Source organism: Photobacterium sp. SKA34 (assembly GCF_000153325.1).
Lineage (GTDB): Bacteria > Pseudomonadota > Gammaproteobacteria > Enterobacterales > Vibrionaceae > Photobacterium.
Map to the genome: position 1 here is coordinate 235,455 of NZ_CH724142.1, position 20,291 is coordinate 255,745.

The 20,291-nt window shown below is 37.6% G+C and carries 21 protein-coding genes and 1 riboswitch; of the genes, 9 read left to right on the forward strand and 12 right to left on the reverse strand.

The features are described 5' to 3' along the window. The coding region (locus tag SKA34_RS10065) for a diguanylate cyclase domain-containing protein (RefSeq protein WP_006645411.1) at nucleotides 1-2,610 on the reverse strand (2,610 nt) is incomplete at its 3' end. A 191-nt stretch (nucleotides 2,611-2,801) separates the two neighbouring features. Continuing rightward, entirely contained in the window at nucleotides 2,802-3,326 is a 525-nt protein-coding gene (locus tag SKA34_RS10070; protein WP_006645412.1) for a hypothetical protein, read from the reverse strand. A 311-nt stretch (nucleotides 3,327-3,637) separates the two neighbouring features. On the opposite strand from SKA34_RS10070, the gene SKA34_RS10075 reads away from it, so the two are divergent. The 4 genes from SKA34_RS10075 to SKA34_RS10090 all read left to right on the forward strand — a co-directional run bounded on the left by SKA34_RS10075 (nucleotide 3,638) and on the right by SKA34_RS10090 (nucleotide 5,791). After that, a complete protein-coding gene (locus tag SKA34_RS10075) occupies nucleotides 3,638-3,994 on the forward strand; it encodes a DsrE/DsrF/TusD sulfur relay family protein (RefSeq protein ID WP_006645413.1) in 357 nt (118 codons plus the stop codon). A 180-nt stretch (nucleotides 3,995-4,174) separates the two neighbouring features. Then, nucleotides 4,175-4,516: a 5-carboxymethyl-2-hydroxymuconate Delta-isomerase gene (locus tag SKA34_RS10080; protein WP_006645414.1), complete on the forward strand. Its 342-nt coding sequence runs from the start codon at nucleotides 4,175-4,177 to the stop codon at nucleotides 4,514-4,516. Nucleotides 4,517-4,641: 125 nt separating this feature from the next. After that, the gene (locus SKA34_RS10085; protein WP_006645415.1) at nucleotides 4,642-5,034 is read left to right on the forward strand and encodes a cystatin domain-containing protein; all 393 of its coding nucleotides are present in this window, start codon (nucleotides 4,642-4,644) and stop codon (nucleotides 5,032-5,034) included. Between the two features lie 106 nt (nucleotides 5,035-5,140). After that, nucleotides 5,141-5,791 (forward strand): Qnr family pentapeptide repeat protein, encoded by a 651-nt coding sequence (locus tag SKA34_RS10090; protein WP_006645416.1) that lies wholly within the window; start codon nucleotides 5,141-5,143, stop codon nucleotides 5,789-5,791. A 73-nt stretch (nucleotides 5,792-5,864) separates the two neighbouring features. Here SKA34_RS10090 and SKA34_RS10095 read toward each other — a convergent pair whose 3' ends face one another. From SKA34_RS10095 to SKA34_RS10120, 6 genes are all read right to left on the reverse strand, one after another. After that, nucleotides 5,865-6,305: a VOC family protein gene (locus SKA34_RS10095; protein ID WP_006645417.1), complete on the reverse strand. Its 441-nt coding sequence runs from the start codon at nucleotides 6,303-6,305 to the stop codon at nucleotides 5,865-5,867. A 114-nt stretch (nucleotides 6,306-6,419) separates the two neighbouring features. After that, on the reverse strand, nucleotides 6,420-8,003 hold the full coding sequence (locus SKA34_RS10100; RefSeq protein WP_005368322.1) for a Na+/H+ antiporter NhaC family protein: 1,584 nt from the start codon (nucleotides 8,001-8,003) through the stop codon (nucleotides 6,420-6,422). Between the two features lie 82 nt (nucleotides 8,004-8,085). Further along, nucleotides 8,086-8,259: riboswitch (Lysine riboswitch) on the reverse strand. Nucleotides 8,260-8,395: 136 nt separating this feature from the next. Continuing rightward, on the reverse strand, nucleotides 8,396-10,594 hold the full coding sequence (locus SKA34_RS10105) for a cytochrome c (protein ID WP_006645418.1): 2,199 nt from the start codon (nucleotides 10,592-10,594) through the stop codon (nucleotides 8,396-8,398). Further along, complete coding sequence (gene ccoO, locus SKA34_RS10110; protein WP_005368320.1) at nucleotides 10,591-11,199, reverse strand: cytochrome-c oxidase, cbb3-type subunit II; 609 nt, start codon at nucleotides 11,197-11,199, stop codon at nucleotides 10,591-10,593. Before ccoO ends, SKA34_RS10105 begins: the two co-directional genes overlap by 4 nt. Next, nucleotides 11,192-12,625, reverse strand: coding sequence for a cytochrome-c oxidase, cbb3-type subunit I (gene ccoN / locus SKA34_RS10115; protein WP_006645419.1), 1,434 nt, complete (start codon nucleotides 12,623-12,625; stop codon nucleotides 11,192-11,194). Before ccoN ends, ccoO begins: the two co-directional genes overlap by 8 nt. A 27-nt stretch (nucleotides 12,626-12,652) precedes the next feature. Beyond that, nucleotides 12,653-13,015 carry a c-type cytochrome gene (locus tag SKA34_RS10120; protein WP_006645420.1) on the reverse strand — a complete coding sequence of 121 codons (363 nt, stop codon included), beginning with the start codon at nucleotides 13,013-13,015 and terminating at the stop codon, nucleotides 12,653-12,655. A gap of 262 nt (nucleotides 13,016-13,277) precedes the next feature. On the opposite strand from SKA34_RS10120, the gene SKA34_RS10125 reads away from it, so the two are divergent. Beyond that, the gene (locus SKA34_RS10125; RefSeq protein WP_039860220.1) at nucleotides 13,278-14,477 is read left to right on the forward strand and encodes a 3-phenylpropionate MFS transporter; all 1,200 of its coding nucleotides are present in this window, start codon (nucleotides 13,278-13,280) and stop codon (nucleotides 14,475-14,477) included. A gap of 70 nt (nucleotides 14,478-14,547) precedes the next feature. On the opposite strand, the gene artM is transcribed toward SKA34_RS10125, so the two are convergent. Genes artM through artP form a run of 4 tightly spaced genes read right to left on the reverse strand, consistent with a single transcriptional unit; the run spans nucleotide 14,548 to nucleotide 17,435 of the window. After that, the gene (gene artM, locus SKA34_RS10130) at nucleotides 14,548-15,219 is read right to left on the reverse strand and encodes an arginine ABC transporter permease ArtM (RefSeq protein ID WP_006645422.1); all 672 of its coding nucleotides are present in this window, start codon (nucleotides 15,217-15,219) and stop codon (nucleotides 14,548-14,550) included. Further along, complete coding sequence (gene artQ / locus SKA34_RS10135) at nucleotides 15,216-15,920, reverse strand: arginine ABC transporter permease ArtQ (protein WP_039860222.1); 705 nt, start codon at nucleotides 15,918-15,920, stop codon at nucleotides 15,216-15,218. Before artQ ends, artM begins: the two co-directional genes overlap by 4 nt. A 3-nt stretch (nucleotides 15,921-15,923) precedes the next feature. Next, a complete protein-coding gene (locus tag SKA34_RS10140) occupies nucleotides 15,924-16,652 on the reverse strand; it encodes an arginine ABC transporter substrate-binding protein (RefSeq protein WP_006645424.1) in 729 nt (242 codons plus the stop codon). 54 nt (nucleotides 16,653-16,706) lie between these two features. Continuing rightward, nucleotides 16,707-17,435 (reverse strand): arginine ABC transporter ATP-binding protein ArtP, encoded by a 729-nt coding sequence (gene artP / locus SKA34_RS10145; protein ID WP_006645425.1) that lies wholly within the window; start codon nucleotides 17,433-17,435, stop codon nucleotides 16,707-16,709. A 587-nt stretch (nucleotides 17,436-18,022) separates the two neighbouring features. Between artP and SKA34_RS10150 the strand changes: the two genes are divergently transcribed. Genes SKA34_RS10150 through SKA34_RS10165 form a run of 4 tightly spaced genes read left to right on the forward strand, consistent with a single transcriptional unit; the run spans nucleotide 18,023 to nucleotide 20,291 of the window. Continuing rightward, nucleotides 18,023-18,583 (forward strand): carbonate dehydratase, encoded by a 561-nt coding sequence (locus SKA34_RS10150; protein WP_006645426.1) that lies wholly within the window; start codon nucleotides 18,023-18,025, stop codon nucleotides 18,581-18,583. Continuing rightward, nucleotides 18,573-19,610 (forward strand): GTP-binding protein, encoded by a 1,038-nt coding sequence (locus SKA34_RS10155; RefSeq protein ID WP_006645427.1) that lies wholly within the window; start codon nucleotides 18,573-18,575, stop codon nucleotides 19,608-19,610. The genes SKA34_RS10150 and SKA34_RS10155 overlap by 11 nt, the downstream gene beginning before the upstream one ends. Beyond that, on the forward strand, nucleotides 19,607-20,041 hold the full coding sequence (locus SKA34_RS10160) for a TraR/DksA C4-type zinc finger protein (protein ID WP_006645428.1): 435 nt from the start codon (nucleotides 19,607-19,609) through the stop codon (nucleotides 20,039-20,041). Before SKA34_RS10155 ends, SKA34_RS10160 begins: the two co-directional genes overlap by 4 nt. Nucleotides 20,042-20,072: 31 nt before the next feature. Then, nucleotides 20,073-20,291, forward strand: a complete 219-nt coding sequence (locus SKA34_RS10165; RefSeq protein WP_006645429.1) for a hypothetical protein — start codon at nucleotides 20,073-20,075, stop codon at nucleotides 20,289-20,291.

Here is a 20,291-nt window from a genome sequence, read left to right on the forward strand (position 1 = left end):
TATGGTTTCAACTAAGTCGGCTTCTAATAACTGTCTTGCTGAAATATTTATTGCAATGTCAAAGAAATACTTGTTGTCTTGCCATGATTTTAATTGAAGGCATGCTTGGTTTATCAAGTAACGCCCTGCATCGATAATAAGCTCTGATGACTCTAAAACTGGGATGACATCGAGGGGTGAACGATATTCTCCTTCGTTGTTTTTCCAACGCAGCAGGGCTTCAACACCGCACAGTGTGTGAGTGTTGGCATTCACTTTAGGTTGATAGAAGAATTCATATTGATCACTACCGACAGATTTGCGTAGGTCAGACTCAAGTATTAAACGCTGAATGTTTTCTGCTTCCATTGATTCAGTGAAATAGCAGTAGTTACTTCCAGATAATCCTTTAGCGCGATATAATGCAATATGTGCGTATTTTTGTATCAGCTTAGGGTCTGATTCGGCATCTGAACTTAATGCAATACCAATGTTAGTTGAAATAGAAAGTACTTGGCTATCGATAGATAATGGTGCATTAGTACTTTTTAGTAATCGTTCAGCCACTTGCGTGATTGTTTGTAAATCATGAAATGATCTGATTAAAATGCCAAATTCGTCACTCCCAATACGGGCTAGAACATCCGTTTCACGTAAATTAGATTTAATCCGTTTTGAGACAATTAAAAGGATTTTTTCGATGTCTTCATTGCTCATGGATTCATTCAGTTGTTTCGTTAACTCTAAATCGATCACCACGATAGCAATTTGAGCCTTATGCCGAATAGCTTCTTTCATACTGTGAGCAATATATTGAGTAAACATTGTTCTATTAGGTAACTGGGTTAATGCGTCATAGTGTGCAAGACGGTGTAATCTATTCTCATAACTGACTCTGTCTGTTATGTCTTTGCTTGTTGCTATGTAGTTAGATATATTGCCATCATCACCGCGGATAGGTGAAATGGTATAATCCATATAAATTATATCGTTATCCTTTTTTTTAGTAATAACATGGCGAATTGATTGTCCTGAGACCAATTTGCTAATGAGTTCATCTTGTTCATTCTTATCATCGATATAATCATTAATACTAATTGAGCTGTGGCTACCAATAAGCTGATTTAAAGGCTTGTTACTCATTTTTATATAAGCTGTATTTACATACTGAATAAAGCCATTTTTATCGGTAATGATAACGGATTCTGCGCTTTGCTCTGCTGCGCGAGATAAAGCTTGTAATTTCTTCTCACGATTAACCCAATAAGTCACATCAGAGATATGAAGTAAAATGTTATCTTCAACATTATTAACTTGCTTAGTTGCGATGACTTCGAGATGTTTTGAGCGTTTATATTTAAGTTTTATATGGGTCTTTAAATGCTCGGTGTTAGGTAATTGATCAATAGTATTGAGTAAGGTTGTAAGTTCATCTTTAATTTGTTTTGAATTAAAAAGGCTAATTAATGTTTTTTGTAAAGCACGAGAGTGAATATTAAGTATTTTGAAAGCGGCGTCATTAATCGCTGTAATCTCTCTATTTTTATTGAGTACTACAATCCCATCTTCGCTGTTTTTAATTATCGCTGTATATCTTTTAAGGTTGTCATCACGTTGCTTGCGTAATATTTGTTCATTTTTGCGATTTTTAATTAATCGTCGAACCAGCAATACTGAGCTAGTAATTAAAATAAAAAAAGTAATATAAAGTGCCGCTAAACGTATTCGAGTAAAGTTAGAAAAATACAGGTTGTTTAGTTCTTTATCTAAATTTAGTGATGAAACTAATACCCACTCAGATGTGTTTTTATCTATATTTTTATTTAGTTTTTTATTCCTAAATATCAGAGGGGTATAAGTATAAAGATAGTCACCAATGATCGTTTGTCCTTGGTTTAATCGTTTTACAGTATTCCATAAATAAGGATATGCAACAGAGAAAAGTACATCATTATAACTTGTATTATCATGCATTGATGGGTTAAGTGATTTATTTAAGTAAGATTGAGTAATCCATTGTGCATCTTTATTAATAATAAAGTTTGTACGCTCTTTATTACTTGCCATATTACTAACAGGGATCTGGTGGTAACTTAACTGCACAACCCAACTACTGTGTTCAAATTTTAAATGTTGATAAAATGATACTTTATTTTGATGTTTATAAATATAGCTTATTTTATTATTAAGAGTAAATGTATGATTAATATTTCTTAATTCTTGTGGTTCTTCAATGATTTTACTGTAATCAATATGAAAGCCATCTTTCATTTTTTTTAGGAGAAGAACTTGGCTGTTTTTATAGTCAATTAATCGAATGGAATCATAGAGCTCTGAGTTAACAAGGGTACTCTTAAATTGTTTTAGTACATAAGCTTTTTCCAAGACCCGTAATGGTTCGTGAAGAGGTTTTAGTTGCAATTGATAAGTGAGACGGTTTAAATCTTCAGTGATAGTATTGAGATGCAATTGACTAATTTGTACAAGAGACTCTAACTGACGAAGTTCATTTTCTTTTATATGCTCTGCAAGCTGAACACTATCTTTCTGATAAAAATAGAGACTTAAAATAGTCACCATAGCAACCAAAGGTACTAAAATGGCAAGAAGATACGGTTTTAACCCATTCACATTGATACCTTAATATGAATACATAGACATACAAGGTATAAGTCTATGCCAAAGTGTTCATATAGTTAAGGAAAAATAATGAGAAACGTGATGAGGTAAATATTTCAAGTTGGTTACGAGTGAAAGTTACTAGGCAGTAGTAATGCTAAATTTTGTAAATCTAAAAATAATTAGTTTTTACTACCGCATTTTTATTGATTACTGTTATAAAAACGATTTAGTTGCTCAATAATAAAAGTCTTTCCTTCATAATTAAAAATTGTTTTTACAGTATGATCTGGCGCTTCAAAAATATGCTTTATCGCGTCTGCACTTTTGTTAGAAATACCATTGATACGATACTCTAAACGTTGGTGAATCAATGAGTCTGTTGCAGTGACATAAATCATATCTATGTCTGCGATATTTTGACGCAGGAAATCACGATGTTGTTTTTTATAAGCACCTTGTGTAACCACTATACGAGGATAAAGAGTACGAAAGTGATTTACTTTTTGACTAATACGAATAAAAAAATCATCTCTCATTTCATCCGTAAAAGGCTTGTTCGCACCAATAACTTCACGCATTTCATCAGTTAAATCATCATCTGCATGGTAAACAAACCAATCGTCATGAGCACCAATGACATCACCGACATAAGATTTACCTGCACCAGAAAGACCAAATAAAAATAGGACTGATGGTGCATGGGCTAGTTGAAGACGATGACTCATTTTATGTTCTCATTCTAAAGGTTAAGTACACTTCAGCTGGTATAAATAACCGTGTTAAATCAACTGAGGCAGTAATGTGCCAAATTATTCGAGCTGAGAATAGTAGAATATGCATATAACGTGAATTTGAGATAATAATGTGCAATAACTGAATGTTTTGTAAACGCACAGCGACGTAAAGACATTAGAAATCTGAACTGTAATATTAATTGATTATTGCTATTCGTGATAAATAGTGAACGAAATTTTTAAACATTTAGACTCATTTTGTGTGACAATAATAATAATCAATTTTTTTATATGAGTATTTGATGCAAACTATTTTAATCGTTATCAATGACGCTCCTTATGGCTCTGAGCGTCCTTTTAATGCTTTACGCTTAGCAATTAAACTTAATGAGCAGGAAGAACAACCTGTGAGTCTCAAATTGTTTTTAATGTCCGATGCTGTGATGTGTGCAATGAAGCAGCAAAATCCGGTAGAAGGTTATGATATTCAACAAATGCTTGAAATTCTTATTGCACAAGGGAGCGAGGTGAAATTGTGTAAAACCTGTTGTTGTGCGCGCGGATTGTCAGAGTCATTACTCATTGAAGACTGTGAAATAGGAACGTTAGACGATTTGGCAAGTTGGACGCTAAATGCAGAAAAAGTATTAACGTTTTAATCGTTTTTTTCGGTTATACAACACAACAAAAAAAATGCTATTTGTGTACAGGAATCACAGAAAGTAAAAGAACTCAGTTATTAAATGTATTTATTATCAAAAAGCTGATCGACCTAAGAGTTATCTTATTTATATATGCTAGTGTCATTAAGTAAGCTATTCATAGATAGGAGATAAGCTGTGCCGCATTGCATTATTGAATATGCCAAAGATCTTGAAACAGAGATTAATTTAAATGAATTAATGGCAACAACTCATTACGCGACGTTTAGTTCAGGGCTTTTTGATGAAGAAGATATAAAAACCCGTGCCATCCCTTATGAGTTATATCGTACAGGGACAACAGAAAAGCCTTTTGTTCATATTACTGTAAGGGTACTTCCAGGTAGAGATCCAAAGCAAAAAGATAATCTATCTGAAGTCATCTTGCATCAAGTGGCAGCAATGTTTCAAAATGATATTTGTGTCACAGTAGAGATTGAAGATATCAATCAACAATCTTATCGCAAGTATGTTATATAAAACGCAAATATAGTTGCACTTAATGATTGATTAAAGTAATGAATCACTGTTCGAATAAAGTATATTTGCACTTTATCACGTTTTCTGTTGATATATATACAGAAAACGTGAATTAGGATTTGATGATGAATAAGAAAGTTTTACTAATTGCTTTAAGTTCAGTAGCGTTAGTTGCATGTAATTCTGCAAAAAACGTATCTTCAGATGAGGCGAATATGCAAGAAAGTTGTAATTTTTCTCACGCAATTGTTGGTGGTTGGGCACAAGGTGATATAACACCTGAAGTAGAACAAGCAGCAAAAGACGCCGTTAAAGCAATCCCTGGCGATCATCAGCTAGGTAAAATTTATCATGTAACACAGCAAGTTGTTGCTGGTATGAACTATTCAATTACGTTTAGTATTGAAAATGGTGATTACTACAATGCGACTGTTTTCCGTAGCCTACAGAATACTTATGATGTTAAAGATGTAAAACAAGTACCTTCAGCAACTTCGAACTGCGATACTCATAAGTAACTAAATAATAAGTTATAATAGAATTTATAAAGCGCTATTATTGAGCCATCAGTAATTGCGCTTTTTTCTGTTTGATTCAGTCGCAGAGTAATAGAAGAGAAAATATATGCATGTTGTAGGTCAGTGTTACCAAGATGAAAGCTTTTCTAAACAAGAATTTTCTGAGGCTATTTTTGAAAACTGTCAGTTTTATCGTTGTGATTTCTCACGTGCAAATTTAGTTGAAGCAAGTTTTATCAATTGTAACTTTATTGATGTAGGGGATGACAAAGATTGTAATTTTTCCTATTCAAAACTCAAAGATGCGAGTTTTAAGCAGTGTAATTTATCAATGGCTAGTTTTCGTAATGCGCAGTGTTTTGGTATAGAAATGCGACAATCTAATCTCCAAGGTGTTGATTTCCAATATGCTTCTTTTTCAAATTATATTACCCATAACACATTATTTTGCTCTGCATATATAACCGGTTGTAATTTACGTTACAGTAATTTTGAAGACATAAAATTAGAGCAGTGCGAACTTTTTGAAAACCGATGGAACGGAGCTAATTTGCTGGCTACATCCTTTAAAGGATCTGACTTAAGTCGCGGTGAATTTTCCTCTGAACAATGGAGTCAATGCGTTGTAGAAGACGCAGATCTCTGCCATGTAGATTTAGAGGGTGTTGATATTCGACGTGTAAATTTAAGTGGTGTAAAAATTTGCGATTGGCAACAAGAGCAATTATTAAGTCAGCTTGGCATTATTGTGCTTTAAAATACTCTAAAAAGGTCGGTATTAGTAAATTACTCTTTCTAGTTAAAATAATACCGACATGCAGTTCTATTTTTTACCATTCACCTTGGTTTTGCATCGAAACCCAAGGTTCGGCTGCTTCTAGTGCGTCACCTTTTTGAAGCAGTTCAATCGAAATACCATCAGGTGAACGTACAAATGCCATATGTCCATCACGGGGTGGGCGATTAATGACAACACCATTATTTTGTAAATGAGCACATAAATCGTAAATATTATCGACGGCAAAAGCGAGGTGACCAAAATTACGACCACCAGTGTACGATTCTGGATCCCAGTTATAAGTTAGTTCTAATAAAGGCGATTGTGTTTCTTTCGCCGTTTCTGCCTGATTAGATGCGGCTAAAAATACTAATGTAAATCGTCCACGTTCGCTTTCTTTACGTCGAATTTCTACCAAACCAAGTTTGTTACAGTAAAAATCCAGTGAAGCATCTAAGTTGCTCACTCGTACCATGGTATGTAAGTATTCCATTCTATTTCCTAACGTTTAAACAAAAAAATCCCCATTGTCTTAATACTTAGCATAAAGCAATTGAGTATTAAAACGAACGGGGATAGATAGATTATTGTGCTCTAATTTCTATATTTAAGCGGTAACAGCTTGTTGTTGGTACTTTCTATTTCGGCGTAGGTGGACGGTACAACACGCAAGGAACCATACTGAACTTACAGCAATACCCGCAAGTGTTGAAGACATAATACCCATAGCTAAGTAACCTAGAAGTGCACCAAAAGCGACAGTAATAGCATATGGGAGCTGAGTTAATACATGATCCATGTGGTGACAACCTGCACCTGTTGAAGATAGGATACTTGTACTTGAAATAGGTGAACTATGGTCACCAAATACTGAACCCGCAAGTACAGCTGATAGCATCGGCATTAATAAGCTGGCATCTGTTGCTACAGCCATATCACCTGCAAGTGGTAGCATGATTCCAAAAGTTCCCCAGCTTGTTCCCGTCGCAAATGCCATACCACATGAAAGAACAAAGACTAGCGCAGGTAATAATTCACTAGGGAAACCACCTTTCGTTAAACTCGCAAGATACTGACCCGTTTGCATATCACTTACAACAGTACCAATAGTCCATGCAAATAGTAGAATAATGATAGCAGGTAGCATTGCTTTTACACCTTGTGGTGCTGCTGTTAGCCAAGTTTTCATTGATAGCTTTAAGCGAAGCGCTAATAAAATTGAGACTGCTAGGCTACATAATGAGGCGTTAACTAAGGACGCACCAAGATCTGTATGTTCTAAAGCAGAAATAAGGTGAAATGCCTCACCTTTAGCACTTAGTACTTCAGCACCACTAACGATCATAAAGATAACGCTTGTTACTGTAAGTGTAAGGATAGGAAGTACCATATCTAGCATAGTACCTTTACCTTGCGATTCAGTTGTGATCTCAAGGCCTTTAGGGTGACCTTTTGATTCATCCCAAAGCTTTCCTTCTTCAGCCCAGGCTTCGTGTTGACGCATTGGACCAATATTAAGCTGAAAGAAAATAACAACAATAACCATTAGTAGCGTAAATACAGCATATAAATTCATTGGGATCATTTGAACAAACAATGAAATGGCACTGATATCTGTAATATGATTCGTTGCTAAAATACCGCCTAAAATAGCAATAATGTAAGCACCCCATGAAGAAATTGGAGTAATTACAACAACAGGTGCAGCTGTTGAATCAAGTAGGTACGCAAGTTTAGCTCGTGAAATATTAAAGCGATCTGTCACTGGTCGACAAATTGGACCGACTGATAAACTATGGAAAAAGTCATCAATAAAGAAAGCAAAAACCATTAGTCCGGTTAGCATATTTGCGCTGCGGCGATCTTTACAGCGGCGAACACCCCATTCGGCAAATGCTTTGGTTGCCCCTGTAGCTGTCATAAGGCTAATCAAGCCTCCCAATAACAACATGAAGATAAGCATATCTGTGTTACTGTGGTTAATTGCACCATCGGACCACACAAGGCCAATAACCTTATTTACTATGTATTGAAGCGCCGCTAAAGGGCTGTAATCATTTAAAAGGATTGCGCCAGCAACAATACCAAGGCCAAGTGATAACAATACACGTCGTGTAGTGATAGCTAAAACAACAGCCAGCAAGGGTGGTATTACAGATAACAGGGAGTCAGAATATTGAACAAGATTCATGGATCTCTTAAACACCTATATTAGGTGGAGATCTACCGAAAGGATAGAGAAACAAATTTCAGGAGAAAAAATACTTCTTATCCCTTAGGGTAGCGCTCCATAGAAAAAATAACTATGGCAGTTCTGCACTTATTTAATGCAGACCCAGCGATTGTTGACGACACAACAAACACTTCGGCGCCGACTCCTTTCCCCAGACTTCAAAGGTGTCACCCTCCATCTGGATACTTTTAGGCAGCGCGCCTCTACTCAAAGGATTGAAGTTGGATAATACCTATTAATTTTGCTTAGGCAATAAAAAGCAGACAGAAAATGCATATTAATTGTAAATATTGATACGCTTGATGGTATGTTAACCAATTAGAAGCGTTATATTCCATTGAGATAATCGCTTATTCTATTATGCTATTCGGCTGATTTTGTTCTGGTGTTGTTGTGGCATGTATATTTCCAGCATAGCCACCTTTAATTAAATCTTTTCTTACCTCAGCCACTTCTTCTAGGGTCACAGGTACAGTTCTATCACCTAACTTATTGCGGACAAAGCTAATTAACTTCGCGAGGTTGGCATCACTGATCACCGAATTAAAGCTACTCATCGGCATAAAGTTACTGTCTTGTTCCATGAAGTTTGGCGATAATCCACGAATGGTAACGGCAATGGTATCGTAAGGATCACTGTGCATAATTATCCCGTTGTTAAGCAGTGTAGGGGCGATACCTTTTCTACCTTTTCCGTCTTTACCATGGCATGCGCCACAAGTTTGAACATATAAACCATATAGTTTGGCTTCGTTTTCAGGATCGTTGCTACTCAACGGTTTTAGTTCAACTGTTTGAATATCAACATTGGCTGGCATCAAATCACCAAAACCTTGTGGGTTGAGCTGAGGAACTGACCTATCTAACTCGTTATATTTATCACCAGTTATCAGGTATTCCGAAATAGCTGCGACGTCTTGTTCTGTTAAGAAGCTAGTACTGTTTTGTACCACTTCCGCCATACCACCAAATGCGGTTCCCTTATCTGAATGACCTGTTTTTAAAAAGTCGGTTAATGTTTTTACATCCCAGCGATCTTGATATAGCTCTGTTGCAGTAATATTCGGGGCCTTCCATCCGTCAATTAAATTACCTTGGAATAGTTCTTTTTCTATCAAGGCTTGCGCAACGTTTCGTGGAGTATGACATTCCGTACAGTGACCTAACCCCATGGTTAAATATTTACCCCGTTTCCATTGTTCGGTGGCATCGGCTGGGTATTGCAGAGGGTCGGTATTAAGAAAGGCAATATTCCAACCAAGTAGCCCTAATCGGATATTACTTGGGAACATCATCTTATTTTCTTCATTTCGAGTATTCACAAAGTTAAGCGATTGCATGTAAGCCCAAAGCGCTTGGGTGTCTTCGTCTGTCACATACTGATAAGACGAGTAGGGCATGGCTGGATAAAGGTAACCATGCTTGCCTTTACCTTTGTGTAGCGCGTCGTAAAATTCATCGTAGGTATAATCTCCAATACCATAGGTTGGATGCGCTGAAATATTGGTTGAATAAAGCGTACCAAATGGCGTTAAAAACCCTAGACCGCCGCCAAACGGTTCACCACCCTCACTAGTATGACAAGCAATACAATCTCCTGCATAAGCAAGATATTGCCCTTTACTGACCAGATCCGGATCAAGTGCTGAGAGTTTCTCGTTTTGATTATTTCCTTGATGGCGAATATAAGCGCCTAATGCTTGAATTTCAGTATCGCTGAGCTGCTCTTCAAAAGCAGGCATGAGATTATTTAAGCCATATTTTACCGTAGCAATAATGCCTTCAACACTGCCATCGTGAAGCCAGACATTATCGGTTAAATTTGGCGCACCAATCGCAGTATTACCTTTTGCATCACCGCCATGACAAGCCGTACAGTTAGCATCAAATACGGTTTTACCCAGTTCAAGGTTGATAGCAGGCTCTGCGATAATGCGACTTTTTTCAAGCGAAGCGACATAATATGAAACGTGCTCAATTTCTTCTTCAGTCAGAATATCTTTCCAGCCAGCCATGACACCGTTACGACCTTTAACAATCGAAAGATGGATCGCTTCGTCACTGCCACCATATAGCCACACAGTGTCACTTAAATTAGGGAAATGAAGTTGACCTTGTGCTTGATTTAAATGACAAGCCGCACAATGGGTTTGAAATAAAGCACGCCCAGCGACCACAACTTCAGGAGAAGAGCTTAGGGTTTGATATGATGCTTCACCATTAGAAAATTGACTAATTTGTTTGACTAACGAAGTGGGAGAGGTTGAAGCAGCTTCACTGCTTGATTGCCACTTCATGAGTCCTTGCCAGTTTCCCATACCAGGGTAGAGTAATAAGAAGACGGCAGCGATAATGAAAGCAATAAGATAAGAAAGGAGTAAAAGATTTGGTACGCCGGCATCGTTTTCATCAATACCATCAAAGGTATCGACCGTTCGATTAGCGTTGGCTGCACTGTTTTTCTTCCAGTAATACGCAACAACGACGATCATTATTGCGAGAAAAATCAGGGTTAGGATAATGACCCAACCACTCCAAAAAGTACTCATGGTCGTACTCCTTGATCTTGTCCCAGACTTTGTAGATAGGCGATTAATGCCTGTGCTTTTGTTTTACCATTTACTTCTAGTCGTGCCTGTTTAATTTCCTTATCACTGTAAGGTACACCAAGCTTACGTAACGCTATTAGTTTTGCATCAATATCTTCACCATCAAGCACTTGCTCAAAGAGCCAAGGATAAGAGGGCATGATTGAAGTTGGTACAACATCGCGAGGATTTCTTAAGTGGATGATATGCCATTGATCTGAATATTTCCGACCAAGATTGGTGAGATCTGGTCCTGTTCGTTTTGAACCCCATAAATTAGGATGTTCATAAATGTCATCACTTTCTCGGCTATATCGACCATAACGTTTAATTTCTGCATTTAACGGACGAACCATCATGGTATGACAAGTATGGCAACCTTCACTGATATAAATATCGCGACCAGCGACTTCTAATGCTGTCAACGGCTTCGCACTTGACTCAGCAATTAACTTGTCTTGGTAAAAAAAAGTAGGAAGTACCCATACTAAGAATGAAAAGGCGGCAACCAAAGTTGTTGAAACAATGAGGATCACTACAGATGAGGTAAAATCTTTATTAATCATGAGTGTCTACCTTTTCTGTTGCTGCATTCTGGTGCTTAACCGATCTAGGCTTTGGCTGTTTTAGCGTTCTGTATAGGTTATAAATCATTAAAACTATACCTAGTACAAACAACGCACCACCGATAAAGCGAACTAACATCCACGGTGCACTGAAGTTCATCGCTTCGACAAAACTATAGCTAAGTGAACCATTAGAATCTTCTTTTAGCCACATATAGCCTTGTCCGATCCCAGCAATCCACAGTGCAACGGCATAAAGTACAATTCCAATATGCGCAAACCAGAAATGCCATTTAACTAAACGGTTTGACCACAATTGCTCGTGACCATATAAACGAGGGATAAAGTAATAGAATACGGCAATGGCAGACATGCCAACCCAGCCCAAGGCACCTGAATGCACATGCCCTATAATCCAGTCGGTATTATGAGCAATCATATTAAACCAGCGAATGGCTAATAGAGGTCCTTCAAAAGTTGCTAACGCATAGTAAACAATGGCAGAAAAGAAGAACCACATAATGTAGTCGTGTTTAAGTTTCTGCTTGTTGTTAAGCAAGGTCATGATGCTATTAAATGCTCCACCCCAAGAGGGAAGCCATAGAATTAACGACATCACAATGCCGAGATTTTGTAACCAATCAGGAACAGAAGAGTAAATAAGATGGTGTGTACCTGCCCAAGTATAAAAGCCGACTAAGCCCCAAAAGTGAATAACAGATAAACGGTAAGAATAAATAGGGCGCTCAGCAATTTTGGGTATGAAATAGTAGTTCATTCCAATGATGCCAGCGGTTAATAAAAAACCAACCGCATTATGTCCCCACCACCATTGCACGATGGCATCTTCAGCCCCTGAGTAAATAGAGTAGGACTTCCACATCGTGACAGGCAATTCGAGGTTGTTAGCAATAAAAATCATCGCAATAACAATAATGAACGCACCGTAAAACCAATTAGCAACAAAGATATGATGAACGGTACGTTTGGCAACAGTCATAAAAAACACAATGGCGTACATCACCCAGATAACAGCAATTAAGATATCAATCGGCCATTCAAGTTCAGCATATTCTTTCGAAGTAGTAAAACCTAGCGGTAAAGTAATAAGGGCAAGAAGAAGGATAAATTGCCATCCCCAAAAGACAGACCAAGCAGCGGTATTGTTATATAGCGGGGTTTTACAGGTGCGTTGAACAATATAAAAGGATGTCCCCATTAAAAGATTAACGACAAAGCCAAAAATGACGCCATTAGTATGCAATGGACGGAGACGACCAAATTGAAAGTATTCAGAATTTAGGTTAAGAGCAGGCCAATAAAGTTGTGCTGCTAAAATAACACCAATTAACATAGCAATGAACGCCCAACTAACACTAGCGATCATAAAATACTTAACGATTTTATAATTATACTGAGTATCCATCGACATAACCTTAAAAACTATTGCCGTTTATTGTGATTGATGAGTGGAATCTGTTTTTACGTTACTAAAGTAATACGCGAGATCCTTCATATCTTGATCACTTAAGTCTTTTGCATAACCCTGCATTAATATGGCTAAACCATCAACACGTTGATTTTGTTTATATGCTTTAAGTGCTGCGACCAAATATTGTTGCTTTTGTCCCTGTAAATTGGGGTAGGTTTCTGTTGCAGAAATACCATCGGCACCATGGCAAGTGATACAAACAAGAGCTTTTTGTTTTCCGATCTCAAATTGTTGTTCCGGTGTCATTTCATCGGCATAGGAAATGAGAGGAGTTACAACTAAACCCACAAACAAAAAACGCTTCATGCATAGGATTAAAGACATGCTCATCCCCCTTTTTATTTTATTTATAGAAGCCGTAATATAAACGTATACTAATAAAGATAGATGATTTTACAATTTCGCAACATTAGTTTTTAGAAATATCATCATTAATTAAAGGAATAAATCCAAATATATTCCCGTTTGTTCTAAAAGCAGTCATTTCGTGTGACTGTTTTTGAATATTTAATGGTATTTCTTCAAATTGTTAATGATAACTATTTTCGTTACTGTTACTGAAACATTGAAAGGAGTAGTAGCGCGAATGTTTAATTGTCGACCATCAGTTTGGATGTCCACTTATCAATTTATGTTCTGGTTCTCGTATGGGGTGTATTTACCCTTTAGAGGATTATGGTTAGAAAAATTAGGGATCTCAGATGCAGATATCGGGATGCTGATCGGTTTTGGTCTTGCCGCTCGTTGTGTCATCAACTTTACATTAACACCTTTATTTCACAAAGTTGGGCATCTCATACCATTCCTTCGTTGGTCAATGTTTTTAAGCTTACTCGGTTTTATTGCTTTTATCTGGATAGGTACGATTACGCCAACATTCTGGGTACTTGCATTATTACTCGTACTATTTAATTTAGCGATTGGTCCTGCGGTCGCTATTTCGGATGCGATATCAAATCACTATGCTCGAGATAATCGACTCGATTATGGATATACTCGTTTATGGGGAGCGGTTGCATTAACAGTAGCGTCGGCTTGTATGGGATGGGTTGTTCAGAACTTTGGTGTAAGTTCTGTCCCAGTTATGGGAGCGATCGGTTTAGGCGCAACTTTACTAGGTACTCTAATGAAGCCAACAGTACCTATGGTATGCCACCATGATGAGCAAAAAAGAAAAAATATTTTCAAAGTATTATGTTGTAAAGAAACACTGTTGTTTTTATTGGTTGCATCTTTGTTGGAGGGTAGCCATGGTGGCTATTATTTCTTTAGTACCGTCTATTGGAAAGAACAGGGGCTAGATTCGGATACCATTGGTTATTTATGGAGTTTGTCGACAGTTTCAGTGATCGTTTTTTACTTAATTAGTCGTAAAGCGTTCTCAAATTGGAAAGTGTCAACATTATTTAGACTTGCTGCAATTGCTGTCGTGGTACGTTGGGGATTAACCGCAGCGACAAATGATATATATGTTCTTGTTTTCTGTCAGATTCTACATGGTATTACGTTCTCTGGTACGATTTTATCTTCGGTTCGTTATGTGGAAGAAAATCGGAAACATAATTATGTTTCTTTACAGTCGTTATACCATGCAATTCCTGCAGGTTTTATATTAGCGCTAGTATCTGCACTATGCGGATGGCTAATGCATCATTCTGAAATAAATATGTTCTGGTTTATGGCAGCGATGGGTATACCTTGTATTTTCTTAAAAGTAAAAGACGCTGTTCCAAATAAAACACAAGAGCAACAAAGATTGAAAAATGAATCATTTGCTTCAGCTTAAAATTTAGAAATTAAAAAAGCCGATAGTCATAAAATGTATTATCGGCTTTTTTATTTGGTGAGGATGAAGTTTAATTCGCCACTTCAAACGCTAAGGCTTTTTTCTCTATCAGTCTAAACACAATAGAAAGCAATGCATTAACGGTAAGGTACATTGCACCGGCAATTGCAAACACAGTTAACGTATCGTAAGTCTGGGCATTAATACGTTGGGCGTAGCCCATGATATCCATAATAGTAATAGTGCTAGCAAGCGATGTACCTTTAAACACCAGAATTACTTCATTAGAATAAGCAGGCACAGAACGACGAATGGCAAAAGGTAACAAGGTCCTTAATGTCGTTTTGGTTTCCATGCCTAACGCACGACATGCTTGCCATTGACCTTTAGGAATGGCATCAAACGCACCTTTAAACAGTTGAGTACTGTAAGCAGCAGTATTTAATGCTAGTGCCAACATCGCACAGAACCATGGTTGGCTAAGCCATTGCCATACAAAGCTTTCACGAATACCTTCAAATTGCCCCGGTCCGTAGTAAATCAAAAAGATCTGAACTAACAAAGGTGTACCCGTAAATAGGGTAATGATGCCACGGCTTAACCAATGTAAAACAGGCGTTCTTAAAATCAATGTCATCGTCATTAATAGAGCGAGAGTACAGCCAACTAATAACGATGCAACGGTTAATTGTAAGCTGGTGGCAAGGCCATCCATTAATTGCCAAAAGTGTTGTTCATTCATGCCATCGCTCCTTCAACAACCGTTTTGTTGTTGCTTGAACCTTCTTGAGCGCTATATTTCGCATCAATTCGTTTAATAATTTGTTGAGTAATTAGAGTGATCACTAAATACACCGCCGCAGCTGTTGCATACCAGGTAAAACTTTCATGAGTTGCTGCAGAGCTTAACTGTGCTTGTTTTAGAAGATCCGTCACACCGATGAGCGATACCAATGCGGTATCTTTTAATAGCACTAACCATTGGTTAGTTAACCCCGGTAATGCATGACGGATCGCTTGCGGTATTATAATCGCGACAAATGTTCTTGATTTGCTTATTCCAAGCGCACTAGCTGCTTCTCTTTGTCCTTTAGGTACTGCTTTAATAGCACCACGGATAGTTTGCGCCGCATAAGAGGCAAAAATCAGCGAAAGTGCAATAACACCTGAAAGAAAAGGGCTGATCTCGATATAATCACCCGTGATGTAAAATAAAACCTGACCTGAACCAAAAAAGATAAATAAAACAATAAGTAGTTCAGGTAAGCCTCGTAATACTGTCACTAAGGCTGTCGTCGGCCATGCCACGAAGCGAAATCGAGACATCTCACCGCCAGCAAACAACATAGCCAGCACTAATCCAACCGCTAAACTGGTAAAAGCGAGCTGGACAGTCATCCAGCTAGCTTCTAACAGGGAAAGAGAATATCCCGATAACATCATAATTTACTTACCAAAGTACTTATCAAAAATAACTTTATACTGACCATCTTGCTTAATTTTAGCGAGTGCCGTATTCAACTGTTTAACCAATTCTTGGTTGCTTTTGTTTACTGCGATACCAAAACCGTTACCGAAGTATTTAGGGTTCGTCACCGGTTTGCCAACATACGCAAGGTTATCGTCTTTTTTCAACCATTCAGCGATAACTGCAGTATCACCAAATACCGAATCAATACGGCCATTTTTCATATCAATAAAGGCATCTTGATAACTTGTGTAAGGAACCGTAGTTACACCTGACATTTGATCAGTTAAATAGTTCTGGTGAGTGGAACCATTTTGTACACCAACACGCTTACCATTAAGGGCAGCGACATCAGCGACTTTACCTTTGATTGAAATAAAGCCAGCAGCGTTATCATAATAAGGTTGAGTAAAGCTCACTTGTTGTTGACGTGCTTCAGTAATGTCCATTGCTGAAATAGCCGCATCGTATCGTTTGAATTTAAGAGCTGGAATTAAGCTATCGAAAGATTGGTTATGAAAAGTACAGGTAGCATCCATCTCTTTACATAGGGCTTTAGCAATATCAACGTCAAAGCCTTGGATTTGATTATTCTCATCCATGTATTCAAAAGGGGCATATGTTGCTTCCATCGCAAACTTAATGTCTTGCGCCATAGCTTGAGAAGAAACTAAACCGATAATGCTAGCTAATAAAATTTTATTCATCGCGATACTCCATGCGTCTTTTACGAACGAATATATAAAGGGGGATATAATTCGTTAATGTTTTAAATAGTCAGCAAATTGTGAGGTTTTAGGATGACTAAACGCCTCGTTACTGCCATGTTCAATAATTTTGCCGTTTTCCATGTAAAGCACATGACTGGCGATTTTTTTTGCAAAATCCACTTCGTGGGTAACCACAACTTGGGTAATGCCTGTGCCGCTTAATGTTTTGATGATCTGTACAATTTGGCTTGTGATCTCAGGATCAAGCGCCGCAGTAGGCTCATCAAATAACAACACTTCTGGCTTCATCATCAACGCACGTGCAATTGCAACACGTTGTTGTTGACCGCCTGACAGTTGCAAAGGCCATGCATCGGCTTTGTCTGCTAACTGTAATTTTGATAAATGCTCTAATGCTTCTTTTTTCGCTTGAGCTTTATCGATACCGAGCACTTTTACTGGTGCTTCTATTAAATTTTCCAACACGGTTTTGTGGGGCCACAAATTGTATTGTTGGAATACCATGCCAACTTTTCGACGCAGTTTTAAACCATCTTTTTCAACGATTGTTTTTTTAAAATCGAAATAATTTTCTGCAATACTCAGCTCGCCAGCAGAGGCATCTTCCAATAGGTTTAATACCCGAAGTAAAGAGCTTTTACCTGCACCGCTTGGGCCAAGTAAAACCAGCGTTTCACCTTTATTACATTCGAAGGTTACATCGTGTAAAACCTGATGCTGACCATAGAATTTATTAATGTTTTTTACTTGAATTCCCATGCGATTATTCTGCATTTGTTCTCACTTGTGGTTTATATTACTTAAGTTGGAATTCTATGCAATAAAAAATTAAAAATAATTTAATTTGTTAATTTTTTGTTTAATTATTAGTCTTTTGATGGTTTTATATTCTATTTAAAACCAATGGTTAACGTTTAAATATAGCTGGCAATAATTTTTGTAATAGCATATTAACAACTGTCCAAATGGTATGCCATTTAAGAAAAACTCTGACTGGATAATTATTCAAGTTGTGTTTGTGTAATTATGATTGGCAAAAGCTGAGAATATACTCAGCGAGAGAACGAGACTCACTGAGGTGTATTAAAGAGAGAAAAACGATAATAAGAGTGCGACATCGTTAAGATGTTGAACATTTGTTTTTCAACAAGGTTTATTAGAATAAACACCATAGATAGATACGTGCGAGTAGCATCTAGATAACTCATTATTGTTATGTTATAACATAACAATAATATTTGATTTACTGCTTTAGTAGTGACTGAACCATTTTCTGTGCGATTTTGCTGAAAGGTGGGTGGTAATTAAAGTTGCGAGTTATTGCGCCAATAGTGAAGAGAAAAGAGATGCTAAGAAGAAACCCAACAGGGCATATGCCAACGATATCTGAAACTGCGTTTATTGATCCTACAGCGATTATTTGTGGCAAAGTAATTGTAGAAGATAACGTTTTCATTGGGCCTTATGCCGTAATCCGTGCTGATGAAGTGAATGAGCTGGGTGAAATGGACGCAATTGTGATTAAACGCGATACTAATATTCAAGATGGTGTAGTTATTCACTCAAAAGCGGGGGCTGCAGTCACTATTGGTGAGCGTTCTTCTATTGCTCATCGCTCAATTATTCATGGGCCGTGTGAGGTGAGTGATGATGTGTTTATTGGCTTCAACTCAGTAGTATTTAATGCCGTCATTGGTAAAGGGTGTGTGATCCGACATAACTGCGTTGTAGATGGATTAGATCTGCCTGAAAGTTTTCATGTACCGCCAATGACCAATATTGGTGCTGATTTTGACTTAAATAGTATTTCGAAAGTCCCACCTGAATATTCTGCATTTTCTGAATCGGTTGTATCTGCTAACCATGAACTGGTTCAGGGATACAGGAGGATCGCCAATGAGCTTTAATATATCATCGCCAATTTTAGCAGTGCCAACCAATATTATTACAGGTTTTCTTGGCGTCGGGAAAACCTCTGCTATTCTTCATTTGATGAAGAATAAACCTGATTCTGAGCGTTGGGCTGTGCTAGTTAATGAGTTTGGTGAAATTGGTGTCGATGGTAGTTTGCTGCAAGGTCAAAGCGGTAACGAGCAACAGATTTTTATTCAGGAAGTACCCGGCGGCTGTATGTGTTGTACCGCTGGTTTACCAATGCAGATTGCGCTTAATCAATTACTTTCAGAAGCAAAGCCTGATCGTTTGATCATCGAACCCACAGGGCTTGGTCATCCTAAAGAAGTGATGCAAGTGCTTTCTACTGAATACTATCGTGATGTCCTATCGTTACAGAAAAATATCACATTAGTGGATGCAAGAAAGTTATCCGATCCTCGCTATACTTCACATGACACCTTTAGACAACAAATTGCGATTGCCGATACAGTGGTAGGAAACAAGACCGATCTTTATCAAGCTGAGGATAAAGAAAAATTAAAAGCTTTTGTCGCACAAGTTGCTAGCGTAACAACGAGAGTGATTTTTGCCAAACATGGTGTGATCCCATTTAATGAATTTGATGGTGAAACACGTATAGAAGTATTACCGCCGTCTTATCTCCATCGTGATAGGCAGACAAGTGAATCTAAAGAAGCACTATCGGAAGATCTGATACCTGAAAGTGGCGTGATAAAAGCCACTAACCAAGGTGAAGGTTTCAAAAGTATTGGCTGGCGTTTTGCTTCTGAAAAAGTCTTTGAACGTCAATCATTACATCAGCTTTTTCAAACACTGAATGTTGAGCGAATGAAAGCCGTGTTTATCACTTCTGATGGGATCTTTGGTTATAATAAAACGTCAGATGGAATCACAGAAGTTGAACTTGATGAGCGTGCTGAAAGCCGTGTCGAAATTATCGCAGATACATTAGATGATGAATTGGAAGGCAAGCTTTTAGATTGTTTGATTGTTAATAATATGAGTGAAATAACATGAACAATACTGAAATTAGAATGCTAACTGAAGAGCAAATATTGCAAGAGCCTGAAGACCATTACATGGATGATTCTCAATTGGCTTTCTTTAAACAAAGATTGATAGATCTTTATGAGTCGACATCTCATCACATTCAATCTGCGAGAGAGGAGATGGGGCACACGGCAGATGCGAGTGATTTGAGTGATGTCAGTGATCGTGCAACGTTAGAAGAGCAATCTGGTATTGCTTTAAGAATTGTTGAACGTGAACAAAAACTTTTGCCCAAAATCAAATTGGCATTAGAGCGAATTCGTTTAGGTAATTACGGTTATTGCTTAGAGTCCGGTGAGCCGATAGGTATTCCTCGATTACTGATAAGACCGACCGCAGAGTACAGTGCCGACGTAAAATCTTTGATGGAAATGAAAGAAATCCAATACAAAGATTGATCCTATTTTCTATTATCACTAGGTAGGCTTTATGAACACGGCGATCATTCCGCAAACTTATCAAGAGTGGCATCACTGTATTACTGTTATTTGTAAACAACCTTTAACCTTATCGTATGTTGAAGAGCGTATTATTGCCCTTAACTCTCCTAAAGATTACATGACGAAAAAATTCGTTCAATTGTATGGCGAATCACAAAGGAAAAAAACACTGCAATGGTTTGAGCAAGCAAAAAATGAGCTAAAGTGA